The organism is Bradyrhizobium sp. RDM12 (assembly GCF_051917485.1).
Lineage (GTDB): Bacteria > Pseudomonadota > Alphaproteobacteria > Rhizobiales > Xanthobacteraceae > Bradyrhizobium.
In genome coordinates, this window is sequence record NZ_CM133064.1 from 2,268,228 (window position 1) to 2,282,006 (window position 13,779).

General features: G+C 62.3%; 11 protein-coding genes, 1 tRNA gene and 2 pseudogenes. 8 read left to right on the forward strand and 6 right to left on the reverse strand.

Annotation, left to right across the window (positions count from 1 at the left end):
• Positions 1-43 precede the first annotated feature (43 nt).
• Positions 44-1,216 (forward strand): thiolase family protein, encoded by a 1,173-nt coding sequence (locus tag ACTGJ9_RS10865; RefSeq protein ID WP_456677057.1) that lies wholly within the window; start codon positions 44-46, stop codon positions 1,214-1,216.
• An 81-nt stretch (positions 1,217-1,297) separates the two neighbouring features.
• Here the strand turns inward: ACTGJ9_RS10865 and ACTGJ9_RS10870 are convergent, their stop codons facing one another.
• A complete protein-coding gene (locus ACTGJ9_RS10870) occupies positions 1,298-4,687 on the reverse strand; it encodes a PAS domain S-box protein (RefSeq protein ID WP_456677058.1) in 3,390 nt (1,129 codons plus the stop codon).
• Positions 4,688-4,992: 305 nt separating this feature from the next.
• Here ACTGJ9_RS10870 and ACTGJ9_RS10875 point away from each other — a divergent pair, with 305 nt between their 5' ends.
• From ACTGJ9_RS10875 to ACTGJ9_RS10895, 5 genes are all read left to right on the forward strand, one after another.
• Positions 4,993-5,376 (forward strand): phasin family protein, encoded by a 384-nt coding sequence (locus tag ACTGJ9_RS10875; protein WP_456677059.1) that lies wholly within the window; start codon positions 4,993-4,995, stop codon positions 5,374-5,376.
• 403 nt (positions 5,377-5,779) lie between these two features.
• Positions 5,780-6,217: a phasin gene (locus ACTGJ9_RS10880; RefSeq protein WP_456677060.1), complete on the forward strand. Its 438-nt coding sequence runs from the start codon at positions 5,780-5,782 to the stop codon at positions 6,215-6,217.
• Between the two features lie 194 nt (positions 6,218-6,411).
• A tRNA-His gene (locus ACTGJ9_RS10885) sits at positions 6,412-6,488 on the forward strand.
• A 444-nt stretch (positions 6,489-6,932) separates the two neighbouring features.
• Positions 6,933-7,091, forward strand: coding sequence for a hypothetical protein (locus ACTGJ9_RS10890; RefSeq protein ID WP_456677061.1), 159 nt, complete (start codon positions 6,933-6,935; stop codon positions 7,089-7,091).
• 94 nt (positions 7,092-7,185) lie between these two features.
• Positions 7,186-7,344, forward strand: a complete 159-nt coding sequence (locus ACTGJ9_RS10895) for a hypothetical protein (protein WP_456677062.1) — start codon at positions 7,186-7,188, stop codon at positions 7,342-7,344.
• 341 nt (positions 7,345-7,685) lie between these two features.
• Here the strand turns inward: ACTGJ9_RS10895 and ACTGJ9_RS10900 are convergent, their stop codons facing one another.
• The 5 genes and pseudogenes from ACTGJ9_RS10900 to ACTGJ9_RS10920 form a co-directional block, all read right to left on the reverse strand.
• Positions 7,686-8,912: a reverse transcriptase domain-containing protein gene (locus tag ACTGJ9_RS10900; RefSeq protein WP_456677063.1), complete on the reverse strand. Its 1,227-nt coding sequence runs from the start codon at positions 8,910-8,912 to the stop codon at positions 7,686-7,688.
• 528 nt (positions 8,913-9,440) lie between these two features.
• Entirely contained in the window at positions 9,441-9,599 is a 159-nt protein-coding gene (locus ACTGJ9_RS10905) for a hypothetical protein (protein ID WP_456677064.1), read from the reverse strand.
• A gap of 162 nt (positions 9,600-9,761) precedes the next feature.
• Positions 9,762-10,166 carry a nuclear transport factor 2 family protein gene (locus ACTGJ9_RS10910; RefSeq protein ID WP_456677065.1) on the reverse strand — a complete coding sequence of 135 codons (405 nt, stop codon included), beginning with the start codon at positions 10,164-10,166 and terminating at the stop codon, positions 9,762-9,764.
• A gap of 222 nt (positions 10,167-10,388) precedes the next feature.
• Complete coding sequence (locus ACTGJ9_RS10915) at positions 10,389-10,598, reverse strand: hypothetical protein (protein WP_456677066.1); 210 nt, start codon at positions 10,596-10,598, stop codon at positions 10,389-10,391.
• A gap of 635 nt (positions 10,599-11,233) precedes the next feature.
• A pseudogene (locus ACTGJ9_RS10920) lies at positions 11,234-12,128 on the reverse strand (LysR family transcriptional regulator).
• Between the two features lie 267 nt (positions 12,129-12,395).
• Here ACTGJ9_RS10920 and ACTGJ9_RS10925 point away from each other — a divergent pair.
• Entirely contained in the window at positions 12,396-13,130 is a 735-nt protein-coding gene (locus ACTGJ9_RS10925) for an SDR family NAD(P)-dependent oxidoreductase (protein ID WP_456677067.1), read from the forward strand.
• 45 nt (positions 13,131-13,175) lie between these two features.
• Positions 13,176-13,777, forward strand: a pseudogene (locus ACTGJ9_RS10930) (NADPH-dependent F420 reductase).
• The last annotated feature ends 2 nt before the right edge of the window (positions 13,778-13,779 follow it).

Sequence of the window (13,779 nt, forward strand, 5' to 3'; positions counted from 1 at the left end):
GATCGAGAACGCCTCCATACCAATGTTCGAAAGGGAGAAAACAATGCGTGAAGCCGTCATCGTTTCCTATGCGCGCACGGGCCTGGCCAAGTCTGGCCGTGGCGGGTTCAACATCACGCCGCCGATGTCGCTCGCGGCCCACGCCATCCACCACGCGGTCGACCGCGCCGGCGTCGACAAGGATTATGTCGAGGATTGCTATCTCGGCAATTGCGCCCATGGCGCGCCGAATATCGGCCGTCAGGCCGCGCTGCTCGCCGGCCTGCCGAAGTCGACCGGCGGCGTGTCGGTAAATCGCTTCTGCTCCTCGGGGCTTCAGACCATCGCGATGGCCGCCAACTCGATCCGCTCCGACGGTGCCGATTGCATCGTCGCCGGCGGCGTCGAGAGCATCTCGATGCCCGGCGGCGGTACCCCGAAGGAGACGATCGATCCCGAGCTGCTCAAGACCGCGCCCGACATCTTCATGGCGATGATCGACACCGCCGACATCGTCGCCGAGCGCTACAAGCTCAGCCGCGAATACCAGGACGAGTATTCGCTGGAGTCGCAGCGCCGCATGGCCGCGGCCCAGCAGGCCAACAAGTTCAAGGACGAAATCGTCCCGATGAAGACGAAGATGAAGGTGGTGGACAAGGCGACCAAGGCCGAGAGCATCGTCGACTACGTCGTCGACCGCGACGAATGCAATCGTCCCGAAACCACGCTGGAAGGTCTCGCCAAGCTCGAGCCGGTGAAAGGCCCTGGCAAGTTCGTCACCGCCGGCAATGCCAGCCAGCTCTCCGATGGCGCTGCCGCCGTGGTGCTGATGGAAGCCAAGGATGCCGAGAAGCGCGGCCTCAAGCCGCTCGGCCGTTTCGTCGCCTGGGCTGCCGCGGGCTGTGAGCCGGACGAGATGGGCATCGGGCCGATCTTCGCCGTGCCGAAGCTCCTGAAGCGTCACGGCCTGAAGATCGACGACATCGATCTCTGGGAACTCAACGAGGCCTTTGCCAGCCAGTGCCTCTATTCGCGCGACAAGCTCGGCATCGATCCCGAGAAGTACAACGTCAACGGCGGCTCGATCGCGATCGGCCATCCCTTCGGCATGACCGGCGCCCGTCTCACCGGTCATCTGCTGCAGGAAGGCGCCCGCCGCAAGGCCAAGTGGGGCGTCGTGACCATGTGCATCGGCGGCGGCCAGGGCGGCGCCGGCCTGTTCGAAATCTACAGCTGAGGCGATCGCCTCCTGAATGCGAAAGGGCACGGCGCGCGCCGTGCCCTTTTTGCGGTCGTCATTCCGGGACGTCGCTGACGATTATGCCCTTGCCACCACCGGCGCGAACGTCACTTCGATCAGCGTGCCGGAATTCGCCGCGCTCCTGATGTTGAACTGGGCGCGGTTGGCTTCGACCAGCGCCTTGGTCAGCGACAGGCTCAGCGCGGAATTGTCCGCGGCGTCGCCCGGCGGCGGCATGCGGAACGGCTCCATCGCGGCTGCGACTTCCGTTTCGCTCAGGCCATGGCCGGTGTCGCGGATGCGCAGCGCGATCTCGCCGCGATCGTTCAATGCGGTCGAGACGATGACCTGGCCGCCGGCGCTGGCAAGCCTGATCGAGTTCGAGATCAGATTCATCGTAACCTGGCGCAGCGCGCGCGCGTCCGCCGTCACCTGCGGCAGCGCATGCGCGAGCGAGGTGCGGATGATGATGCGCTCGCGGTTGGCCTGCGGCTGCATCACGGTGACGCAGGCTTCCACGAGGTCGTTGAGGCTGAGGTTGGTGAAGACGAGATCGAGCTTGCCGGTCTCGATCCGCGACAGCTCGAGCAAATCGTCGATGATGGTGATGACGCGCTCGCCGGAGGCGCGGATGTCCTTCATGTATTCGCCGTAGCGCTCGTTGCCGAGCGCACCAAAACGCTCGGAGATCATCACCTCGGCAAAGCCGATGATGGCGTTGAGCGGCGTGCGGATCTCGTGGCTGATCCGCGCCAGCATGTCGGCCTTGGCGTTCGCGGCGCCGTCGACCAGACGTCGCGCCTGCGTCAGTTCGCTCTCGCCCTTCTTGCTGTGCGAGAGGTCGCGGAACACGGCAAAGAAATTCGGGCCACCGGGCCGCGTGCGGCCCATGATCATGGCGAGCGGAAGCACGCCGCCCTTCTTCTCGCGGCCCAGCACCTCGCGGCCGTGGTCGAGCAGGCTCGCGATGTCCTCGCCCTTGATGCTTTCGAGATAGTCGAGGACGATCTGCTGGCTCTCGGGCGCGAACAGCGTCAGCAGATTCTGCTGCATCAGCGCCTCGCCGTCATAGCCGAACAGCGCCTCGGCGCTGCGGTTGCAGGCGTGGATGTTGCCTTCGGCATCGAACATTACGATGCCCTCGGCCGTGGTGTCGAGGATCGCGGCGAGATCTTCGGCGTCGGCATCGCCGGCCTCCACCTCGGTCTCCAAGTCGGCCTCAGGCTCCGGCAGATCGGGGGTCACCACCACCGGATCGGCCAGCGCGGGCGCTGCGACGACAGGCGTGGTCTGCGGCAGCGCGCAGATCAGCGCATGCGCGCTGGCGCCGTCCCAGTCGATCGTGTGCAGATGCGCTTCCGTGGTCACCAGCGGCTGCTCGCCATTGGCGATCGCAGCACTGATCGTCACCGGCGTGCCCGCCTGCGACGTGCTGCTCGCTGCGGAAACGCCAGGCTCGACATACAGCGCGTCGAGCCCGCCGGCATCTTCCAGGGCGGTCAGGCTGGCATAGCCCATCCGCGAGAGGAAGGCGGGATTGGCATAGAGCAGGCGATCGAGCTGGTAGATCAGCATGCCCGTCGGCACCAGATCGAGCAGCGCGCGGTCGCGCGTGCTGTGGCCTTGCGCAGGCGGCGCGGGCTCGGTCAGCCATTCGGCCGCGGCCGGCGGTGCCTGAGGCTCCGACGTCTGTACTTCTTGCGTGATCTCGTCCGCCGGCGGTTCGCTTGCGATGGAGGCAATCGTCTCCCGCTCGCGTTCGAGCCGCTCGGACAGTTGCCGCGCGAGCTCGTTGAACGCGCTGTTCTCGACCGGTGTCAGCGTCGGCGACCTCTGGTCACCCTGTGATCTCGGGTCACCTTGTGACCTGGGATCACCGGGGGCGCGGAACGGCACGACATTCGGAGGCGTTTCCACTGGCGTTTCCGGCTCGGTTGGGTGTGAATTCAGCTCAGAGAGTGGTGCGGGCGGTTCAGGCTCAGTTGCAGGCTTGGGCTCAGTCTCAGCCTCAGGTTCAGCCTCAGGCGGCGGCGCCTCCGGTTCGGGATCAGGCTCGCCGACCTCGGCCGACAGGCTCTGTGCGATGCGCGGCTCCGACAACTGCTCGTAGCGGCGGAGCGCCTCGAGCCGGTTGAGGCCGTCGAGATCGCGGCAGACGCCAAAACCCTTGAAGCCGGCAAAATTGCGCTCGCGGTCGTAGACCGGCAGGCCTGCGAGCTCGACCGGCAGATGCTCGCCGCCATCGGCCGGCCAGTTCACGGTGATGCCGGCCCAGGTGTCGTGGCTTGCGAGCGCCTGCGCCACGCGTCCGTCCGGATCGAGCGCAAACGCGGCGGCGATCTCGTGCCAGGGCCGGCCGAAGCCGGCCGCGGTGTGCGGGCCGATCAGGCGGATGAACTCGCTCGACGCCAGCACAAAGCGCCCCTGCGCATCCATCTGCCACAGGAAACGCAGCGGATGCTGGCGCGGTGTCTCCGCATGTGCGGACCGCGTCTCCGCGTGTCCAGATTGCGGCTCGACCATGGTGTTGGTGATCGGCGCGGCTTGCGGCGGCACGATGGCTGCGGGCGGGTTTTCAACTGGTGTTTCCGGCTCCGCTTCGCGCGCGGGCGGCTCGGGCGTGATCGCCTCGGCCGTCTCAGGCGTTTCGTCCAGATCGGCAAAGGCGTCGAACAGATCGATTCCCGCAGCGGGCTCGTTCGCTGGCGTCGTCTCGACGGCTTGTGATACGGGCTCAGCAGGGGCTTCGGGAGCAGGGGCTGACACCACATCAGGAACAGGATCCGGCACGCTCTCGGCCGCAGGCGCAGCCTGCGCCACCGCAGGCTCGATCAATGCGACGAGGGCGACATCGGCGCCGGCGCCGACCCGTTGCAGCACCATCTTGCCGATCCCGATCGGCATCTCGACGCGACCTTGCGCCAGCGCATCGCTGCGCGCCTGCTCGAGGCCGGCTTCGCCGAGATCGCGAAAGCCGAGCAGGGGGCGGGCGGCCTCGCTGGCGCCGGCGAACATGCCATCGGGCGCGAACGCCGCCATCGGCACGGCCGCGCCGTCGACGAGCCGATGCAGCCGCTCGACCAGCGACATGGTGCGCGCGCCCGCCTCCATCGCGGTGACGAGCACGCCTTCGCCGCCATCGGCAAAGATCAACCTCGCGCAGGCGCAGGTCATCAGCGTACCGAGCCGGGCGCCGAAGCCGCGCAGCCGTTCGAGCCTGATGGCGCCGCTCGCCGGCAACTGGCGGGCAAGCCGGACGATTTGGCGGCGATGGGTATCGGCCGGTCCGAACCTCTTGTCCGCCAGCGCAGCCGCGTTGGCCGCGCCGAAAAACTTTGCGCCGACCGCATTGGCCCACAGCACGCGGCTGCCGTCGGGCGACCAGAGCCAGGCCGGCAGCGGAGAGGTCGCATGCACGGACAGCCTGGGATCGCCGACGCCGCGCAACTGGAAATCCGAACTCGTCATCCGACCGGCTTTAGATCCCGCTTGTTGGCTTCAGGTCAGGACTGCCGGGAATGACAGCCTTAAGAAAGGGTTAGTATCGCCCGCGGCGGCGGGCAGGTCCACGGCCGGAGCTTAACGAGCGCGTCCTAAAGCCGCGATAACCTTAATGTGGCTGAACCCGCAAGCCGCCGCGTCGTTGCATCCGCAGGATTCGAGCAAGCCCCGGCATCATCCCGGCAATAGCGTCGCCGGCCAGGCTCGCTTGGGACGGGGCGGAACGGCCGCAGGGCCGGCAAAACCAGCACGACGTGACAGGAGCCGCAGCCATGACCGATCAGCCCCATCAGTCTTTCGAGCTTCCGCCCGAGATGCGCAACATGGCGGAATCGAGTCTCAAGCAGGCCCGCGACGCCTTCGGAAAGTTGCTCGCCAATGCCGAGGCCGCCGCCGGCTCGATCGAGGAGCGCGGCGCCAGCATGCGCGCCGGCGCCAAGGACATGGGCGCCAGGGCGATCGCCTTCGCCGAGACCAACGTGCAGGCCTCGCTCGACTACGCCCAGTCGCTGCTCCACGCCAAGGACGTCACCGAGGTGATGCGGCTGCACAGCGAATATGTCCGGGCCCAGATGAAGGCCCTGGCCGAGCAGGCCAGCGAAATAGGCCAGATCGTCGGCCGCGCGGCGATGGATTCGACCAAGCCGAAGCAGTAGCCCGCCCCGTCATTCCGGGGCGCGACGAAGTCGCGAGCCTGGAATCCATTCGGGCGGCAGTGGCAGGCGGAGGAATGGATTCTCGGATGCGCAACGCGCATCATACCTCGCGCGACGCGTGCCCGGGAATGATGGGATGGAAATACCTCAACCCCCGGTTCCCCACCCCGGGAACCTCACCTTATCCTAGATTAAATTTGCGCAACGCACCCCCGGATCGCGTTGCGTCGCACAATGTTGACATGATAGGCAGGGATAGTGCTGGGCGCTGGACGAGTTATCTCGATTGTTCTGCGTTTCCAGTCTTTCGTACCCGCCAATTCGTAAGAAGAAATGGCCCCGATTGGGTCGGCGGGCGCGCCAGAAGGCTCACTCCATTTTTTCATTATCGTGAGGGACAACCATGACAGGTGCGACTGATCCGTTTTCTGCCTCGATCATTCCGTTCGAGGTCCCCGAGCAGGTGCGCGCATTCGCCGAAAAGGGCGTTTCGCAGGCCCGCGAGAACTACGCCAAGTTCAAGGACGCCGCCGAGACCCACAACGGCACCATCGAGGCCGTGTTCGCCTCCGCCTCCAAGGGCGCGAACGAGTACACCGCCAAGGTGATGGAATTCGCCAAGGCCAACGCCACCGCGCACCTGGACTTCACCCAGGAGCTGCTCGGCGTGAGGTCGCCGACCGACGCCTTCCAGCTCTGGACCGGCCACGCCAAGAAGCAGCTCGAGACCTTCCAGGCCCAGGCCAAGGAGCTCGTCGAGCTGACCCAGCGCGTCGCCGCCCAGACCGCCGAGCCGATCAAGGCCTCTGCCTCCAAGCTCTACCAGCAGCCCGCCGCCTGAGCGGATCGAGCCTGAATTGACTAGGAAACCCGGGCCGACAGCCCGGGTTTTGCTTTGGAAATAACGTTGTCCGAGGCGCGATTATCGGGTTTTGCGGCCTTGCCAAAAACGGCCGTTGCACCTAGTTTCCGCCCCGTCCAGCCCCCTCGGTGACAGGCCCTCTCAGGGCGCCCGGAGGTGCGGCTCGCAAGGATGCAGTTGTAGCTCAGTTGGTTAGAGCGCCTGTCTGTGGAACAGGAGGTCGGTGGTTCGAGCCCACCCAACTGTACCAGCGATGGATCTCCGCCGGAAACCGCCCAGCAAAGCTCGTGCTGCTATTCGCCTGCACGGCCAGACTAAATTTTGCTGGCCAGGCGAGCAAAAGACTCCGCGTAAGTCCTGACCAATTCATACTGCGGAGTCAGGAGTTCAATGGGTATGTTCCATTCAGCGCTGATTGTGCGGATCATATCCAGTGTCAACGGACGGACGCGGTTCAGTATTTCAGACGCGCGATTCCGTCCGATCAGTTCGCTCAGGCCAGCCTGAGTTTTTCCCATCGATTCAATTGCGAACTTCAGGACCTCTACTGGATCGACATGTGGGATTTCAAACTGTCACCCGTGACCTGATTGCCCGTCGAAATCCTTTCGGGGCGCGTTCGCGCGCGTAGGAACGTTTCGGCCTCCTGGTGAGTCCTAGATGCGACGTCGACCCTGTGCCTGTGGGGCGACCGATGGACAAAGTACTCGCCTACGCGATCTCAGCTTTCATCGTGGGCTTCGGCCTGTGGATCCTTATTGTCGGGCTCCACTCCAGCACACCGGCCTTTTTGGCCTGCATCGCCCTGATCCCCATCGCGATCGGGCTCGCGAGCGCTGTCGGCCCCGTGTAAGGCTGGGGAAAACGGCCATTAGGTCAGCGCGCCTGCATTTTCCGAATCTGCTCTCCGTGATCGCTCTCGTGTTTCAATTTGCACGGATGCACGCGTGAGCCATTTCGCCTTCATTCTTCTGCTTGCCCTCGCCTTGACGCTGACGGTGTGTTTCGGCGTTGCTGCCTGGCGCCAATCGGAGGGCAGAGAAGGCGATATCACCGCCACCATTGCGCATCAGGAATACGGTTGGAGAACCAGGCCGAGCAACTAAAGGTCTTGCGCTCCAATCCCGCCTCATCGCGCGTCAGGAGATGATGGTCTTGATTTGCGCAGTGTCCGCGAACTCAATCAGCTCAATGATCTTGCCATCCTGAAACTTGAAGAGGTCCAGGACTTCGGTATTGAAAACTTTCCCGCTTGGACGGTATCGGATGACAAGGCGGGACCGTATTGCAGCACAATTCCCTTCAACCAACTCGTCAGGATCTCGCGCTTTTCGAAGTCGAAATGGTCAATGAATTGGAATTACGGTGACAGTGCTGGCACCGTAACTCCTGTTTCCCGCAACGTTGTCCGATGCTGGTGCTTTCGCTATCTGAGATGTTTGGATTTTCAGGTCGTATCGAAATCGCGCAGTTCCCTGTCGATCATGCGTTCAAGACGGAGGACTTGCCGGACTATTTTCTTGCTATCAAACGCCTTGGCCGACCTGCGCGCGTAGGACGAAAAATTCCGTAGGCCGACAGGATAAAAGCGCTTTCGGAGTTTTTTTGTGAAGATCTTGGATGCTTGCCCGGCTGCTATGGCAGCAGCTCCAATTCTCTTAGTTCGTGAGATGCTGCGTCGGGCTTTTCTCCATTGTCGAGCCAGCGAGCCAGGTCTGACTACTGCTCCCTCGGGAGAAATGTTGAAGCCGAGATATTGAAACGTCTCCAAATTGGCTTTGTCGAAGACCACTCGCTCGGACTTGTCCTTATTGAGCGCAAGTTGATGCTCACTAAGTTGAAGATCGAACGTTGATGCGATTTCTGTTTCATCTTCGGCATTACAAACAATAAGAATGTCGTCAGAGTATCTTTGATACATAGCTCCGCGCTTCTGGCAGAGGTCAACCATCTTCTCGTCGATATCCAGCATATAAAGGTTAGAGAACACGCTGCTAATTGGTGTTCCCTGCGGAATGCCGAACTTATTGGGATTGGATTTTATCGGAAGGCCTTCTGCGAGGATTTCGGCTATCGTGGCGATGGGTTCCCGCGACTTCAGAGACATTTTAGGCCCGAACTGCGGGTGGTCCGCAATCGTCTGCCTTTCGATCCAGCGATAGCGTGTCACACGCCGCAGTACACGAAACCAATCCGGTGAAAGTTCGGATACCTGTAGGATGCGTTTCAGACGGTCCTTTAAAATCCGATGGTCGAGATGATCGAAAAATCCACCGACGTCATAACATAGAACGACGCATTTCGAACTTGATCGAGCGAACTGCAGCGCGTCCGCGGAAAAATGATAGTTTGATTTCCCCAGTTTGCGATAAGCGATGACGTGCCGTCCGAGCTTCGACTTCTCATAATGTTCATCAAGTCGGCGCGATAGATCCCAAGCATACTTTGATAGGATGCAAGCATCTCGATGTGATGCATACATGATCGGCCGGAGCTTAAAGGCGGTCTTGCCGTCCTTCGGCTTGTACCTCTTGGTTCGCTTTTCATAGTGGATTAATGGCAACCACGAATGTCTTTCGACGGCTTCCGGTTGCGAAATTCGTTCGGCGAACGAGGCCCCCACCTGGGCATCGAAGTGCCGGTATCCGCGAGGCCTGAACCAATCGACGACCACGTTGGCTCCTGTGCAGAGTTTGGAGGACTAGCTCTGACCCTGAGCCTCGGCCGAAGCCGAACGTCCCCCAAACGCACGCCTTAATCCGTCGATCATTTCCGCTGCAGTGCGCGGCTACTCCCGACGCGGGTCTAGAAAACACAAGGCAGTACAATGTAGTCGTGGAGGTACGAGCTATGCTCGCAGTCTCGTCGCTGCAGGACACCTGGCCGGTGCTGATCATCAGCGCCGCGCTTTGGCTAGTGCAACAAGTTGACGGGTTCAACGACCGCGCCCATCGGCCAATTCCGTGGGCACGTCTGATGTGGTGGGCGCCAGCAGTTCCGCAAGGGGAACACATTTGGGGAGTACATCATTTTGCGTTTGACTTCTTCAATTAATACATCATGTGGGGCCACGGAACCGATTCGACTTGACGCACGGCAACGGTTCCACTGGCGCTATTTCGCTCCCGCCACGTTTGCCACCACCACCGGCAACGTCGCTGCTTCCAGCGCCACCGTGCCCGAGACGGGGTTCAACACGCTACTAAACCGCAAAGATATACGCGTTCGCGCCGGTCGGCATCGCCGCGAGGAGCACGACGACGCCTGTCACGGTCGGCGGCAGGTTCAACAGTTTTGGCAGCATGAACGCAATCGCGGCGTCGAGCAGCTTGAGCGCGCTCGTCGCGACGGCGCTCGGCATCTCGCCCTTCACCTCGAAGCGGAACAAATTGATGCCGAGCCCGATCAGCGATTACGGTCCAGTGCACTAAACTCCCGGAGCGCACGTTATCCGCAACGCTGATCAATGCCAGTTTTGTGCACTCTCACCTAAACACTCGCTCCAATCCCGCCTCATCGCGCGTCAGGAGATGATGGTCTTGATTTGCGCAGTGTCCGCGAACTCAATCAGTTCAATGATCTTGCCATCCTGAAACTTGAAGAGGTCCAGGACTTCGGTATTGAAAACTTTCCCGCTTGGACGGTATCGGATGACAAGGCGGGACCGTATTGCAGCACAATTCCCTTCAACCAACTCGGTCAGGATCTCGCGCTTTTCGAAGTCGAAATGGTCAATGAATTGACCGAAGGCGCTAAGCAGTGGCGGGTGCCCCTGCACACTTCCGGTCAGGTGCAGAGCGCTGTTGTCGCCCACCAGGTTGAACAGGCCCGCGGGATGAAAAGCTGCCACCAGGCCCTCCACATCGCCAGCGCCGCGCGCGGCGTAAGCGCGCTTGATGACGTCGAGCATTTCCTCGCGATGTCCCATATCCGCCTCCTGCTTTGGATGTCATCGCAGGCTAGCTACCTTTGCGTGCAAAGGCAAAATCATAACGGTGCTTTCCTGGCGATCACCACCATCACCACCGTACCAGGGAGCAGCCAGCCATTGACGTCGAAGCCGGGGCGAACGCGATCGGTGCCGAAGTCCCTGAGCATGGGAAGCACGTCGCGCCGCCGTTGATGAGGACGAGCGCTAAGCCAGGCAACTCTAGGCCAAGCGACTGTCCGGGCCTCCTGATCGATCGCGATGCGCCTCGTTTGAGAACGAGCTGACCAATATCTCCAGCTTCGATTGCTCTTCGTTCAAGCGTCTTTCGACAAACTGGCGCTCAAACTCTGTCAGGCGGGTTTGCAATAAGTGGCGATAGCGTTGAATATTGTTGCGATGTACACGCGCTAACTGGTCGTCAATCATCATCGACTTCCTTTGACGGGTACTCATTGAGTCCTTTTTTGCTTCACGGGGTGAGGCGGTCCCGAGGCAACATTCCAGGACGTCTCCGGAGCGGAATATCTTCGCGCCGCGACGCCGTTATTCCCCTGGCCGGGGCTTTAAATCCCGGCTCTCCTATTCTGACGGACTTAGATGACAGAAACAAGAAGCACCCAATGGCTCGGTGCCCGCGGCGCTTCCCTTCAAACTAGAGGGCTTTTCTGTTGCTATCTGTGAACTCCTTCACAAGCGCAATCGCCGTTGTCTGTTATAGGCAAGCCATTGCCTGGACCAATTGATTGCTTTGACAACACCCCCGGCGTTTGCGCGCTGGGGGTTTTTGCGTCTGCGAGAGACGATTGCGCCGGGGCGGCCCCTTTCACCTTTTAAGCGCTGCCGTGATGACAGGAACCCAGCCGTGTGTATGTTCATGTGCAAACGGTCGGGCTTGATTCGTCATGCTGGAAGCAATTCTCGTATTGCTCGGGATCGGGGCGGCGGCGCTTCTGCTGATCGCGTTCTGGGGGCTCCGATCGCAGGCATAGGGGCCGTCTCCGCGTGAGGCACGAGACGACCACGGCTGCGTCGTTGCTTTCCCCAAATGGCTGGCCTGCCCGGCCTCACTCGCGCGAGATCGACAGCCCCGCGAGAAGCGGACCATACGCGGCGAGCCTGCGGGATACGAACTCCGTGAAGAGCCGCACGCGCTTGGTCTTGCGTGTCTCACCTTGGGTCAGCAGCCAAACCGTTCCGTACATGTGCAACTCGGTACCCGGCACCCTCGCCAGCAGGGGGTCGGCGTCGCCGATGAAGCACGGCAGTGTCGTCATCCGAGCCCTTGCCGGACGGCGGCGATCTGCGCCTCGGCGTCCGTGATCCTGAAGGAACGCCGGTGGCGCGAACCTCACCCTCGGTGGCCCAGTCCGGGATTCCATGAATGCTGATGACGATCCACCGGATGGGATCAGGCGCGCCCGCCCGCCACCCGGCCAGTCGATCGCGGGAGATGTAGAGCCCGCCGAACAGCTCCGGTCCCTTCAGGCCGTGAAGATTGAGCGGCAGGGTTTTGCGGTCGTAGACGACGCGGATCGCGACGTCGGCCTCCCGGTTGGTCAGATTTGCCAGCTCGCCGGACGACAGGATCTCCATCTCGATATCAGGATGCAGACGCGCGAAATCGGCGAAGTCCGGCATCAGCAGGTGTGTGGCCAGCGGCGGCGCCAGCGTCACCCGCAGCAGCCCGCGCACGCTCTGGTCGCGCCCGAAGACGCGCGTCTCCAGCTGGTGCGACGAGGCTTCCATCTGGTCCGCGAACTCGAGGACCTCCTCGCCCGCAGCCGTCAGGCGGTAGCCCGATGGCAGCTTTTCGAACATCTGGACCCCGAGCCGTTCCTCGAGCTGGGCGATGCGCCGCAGCACGGTCGCGTGGTTCACGCCGAGGTGCTCGGCGGCCGCCCGCACCGAGCCTCCGCGCGCGACGGCAAGGAAGTAGCGAACGTCATCCCACTCGATCATGGTGCAATCCCGCACCGCTGGGTGCGCCTTCCAAAGTCCGTATCTAGCACATTTAACAGCAGAACGGGCCATCACAGCCCTGGGCCGACAAGAACGGCCCAATTCCGGGCGCCGGACACTGATCGTCGCGGCCGCGGTCAATCGCTTCAGCCGGATCGATTTCGCACCACCGATGTGCGCGCTTCCGCACTCAACGCCTGACGCCGCCAGACCCATCTCGAGGCTCTCGGGGGCAGATGCTGTCCCGACATCACAACAGGAGAAGTTATGGGAAAGCTTGAGGGTAAGGTTGCAGTCGTCACGGGTGGATCGAGCGGCATGGCGCTGGCGAGCGCTAGGCGCTTCGTTGACGAAGGCGCCTATGTTTTCATCACGGGCAGGAGGCAGGAGGCGCTCGACGAGGCCGTCAAGCTGATCGGCCGGAACGTGACCGGCGTGCGCGGCGACGCGGCCAATCTCGGCGACCTCGACCGCCTGTTCGACACGGTCAAGCGGGAAAAGGGCAGGATCGACGTCCTGTACGCCAGCGCCGGCACGGGCGAAGCCGTCCCGCTGGGCGAGATCACCGAGCAGCATTTCGATGCGACCTTCAACCTGAATGCGCGCGGCACGCTGTTTACGGTCCAGAAGGCGTTGCCGCTGTTTCGCGACGGCGGATCGATCTTCATGACCGGGTCGGTTGCTTCGATCAAAGGTTTTCCTGGCTACAGCGTGTATGCGGCGAGCAAGGCGACCTTGCACGCATTCGCACGCGGTTGGCTCAACGAACTGAAGGGCAGGAATATCCGGGTGAACGTGCTGCACCCGGGGCCGATCGCCACACCGATGCAGGACCAGGTTCTCACCGACGAGGCGAAGCGGATGTTCGAATCCCTGATCCCGCGGGGAAAGATGGGCCGTCCCGAGGAAATTGCGGCGGCCGCGCTGTTCCTCGCTTCAGACGATTCGAGCTTCGTGAACGGGGTGGAGTTGTCTGTCGACGGCGGCTTCTCGGCCATCTGAAGCGCCGGGCAATCAATCTCAACAACACGGATCGGAGAAGTTAGAATGAGCTATGCGATTGTAGGATTCGGCAAGATAGGCCAGGCCCTCGCCCACGCCTTCGCCCGTAAAAACATCGACGTGACCGTCGCGAGCCGCCGGCCGCCCGAGGCATTGGCGCCGCAGGCTCGGGCGATTGGACCCAGTGTCGTCGCCAGGTCGCTGCGGGATGCACTCGAGGCCGACACGATCATCCTGGCGGTCCCGTTCGGAGAGCATCGCGAGGTTGCGAAGGCCCTGCCGAGCTGGAAAGGCAAGACGATCATCGACGCGACCAACGCGTTTCCAGTCCCTGAAGAACTGCACGGTCTCCCGTCCTCCGCGTTCGTCGCGAAAGCGTTCACCGGCGCCAGGCTCGTGAAAGGTTTCAATCACCTGGGTGCGGCCACCCTGGCTGCCGATCCGGTCGTCGAGGGCGGTCACCGGGTCGTCTTTCTATCAAGCGACGACGAGGACGCGACCGCTCCCGTGGCGGCGCTGGCCAAACGACTCGGGTTCGCACCCGTCGAGTTGGGAAAGCTCCATGAGGGCGGCGCGCTGGTGCACGCGCGCGCGGCCGCACCTGGGGCCGGCTCATCTTCAAGGATCTGTTCAGGAAGGAGCAGTGAGC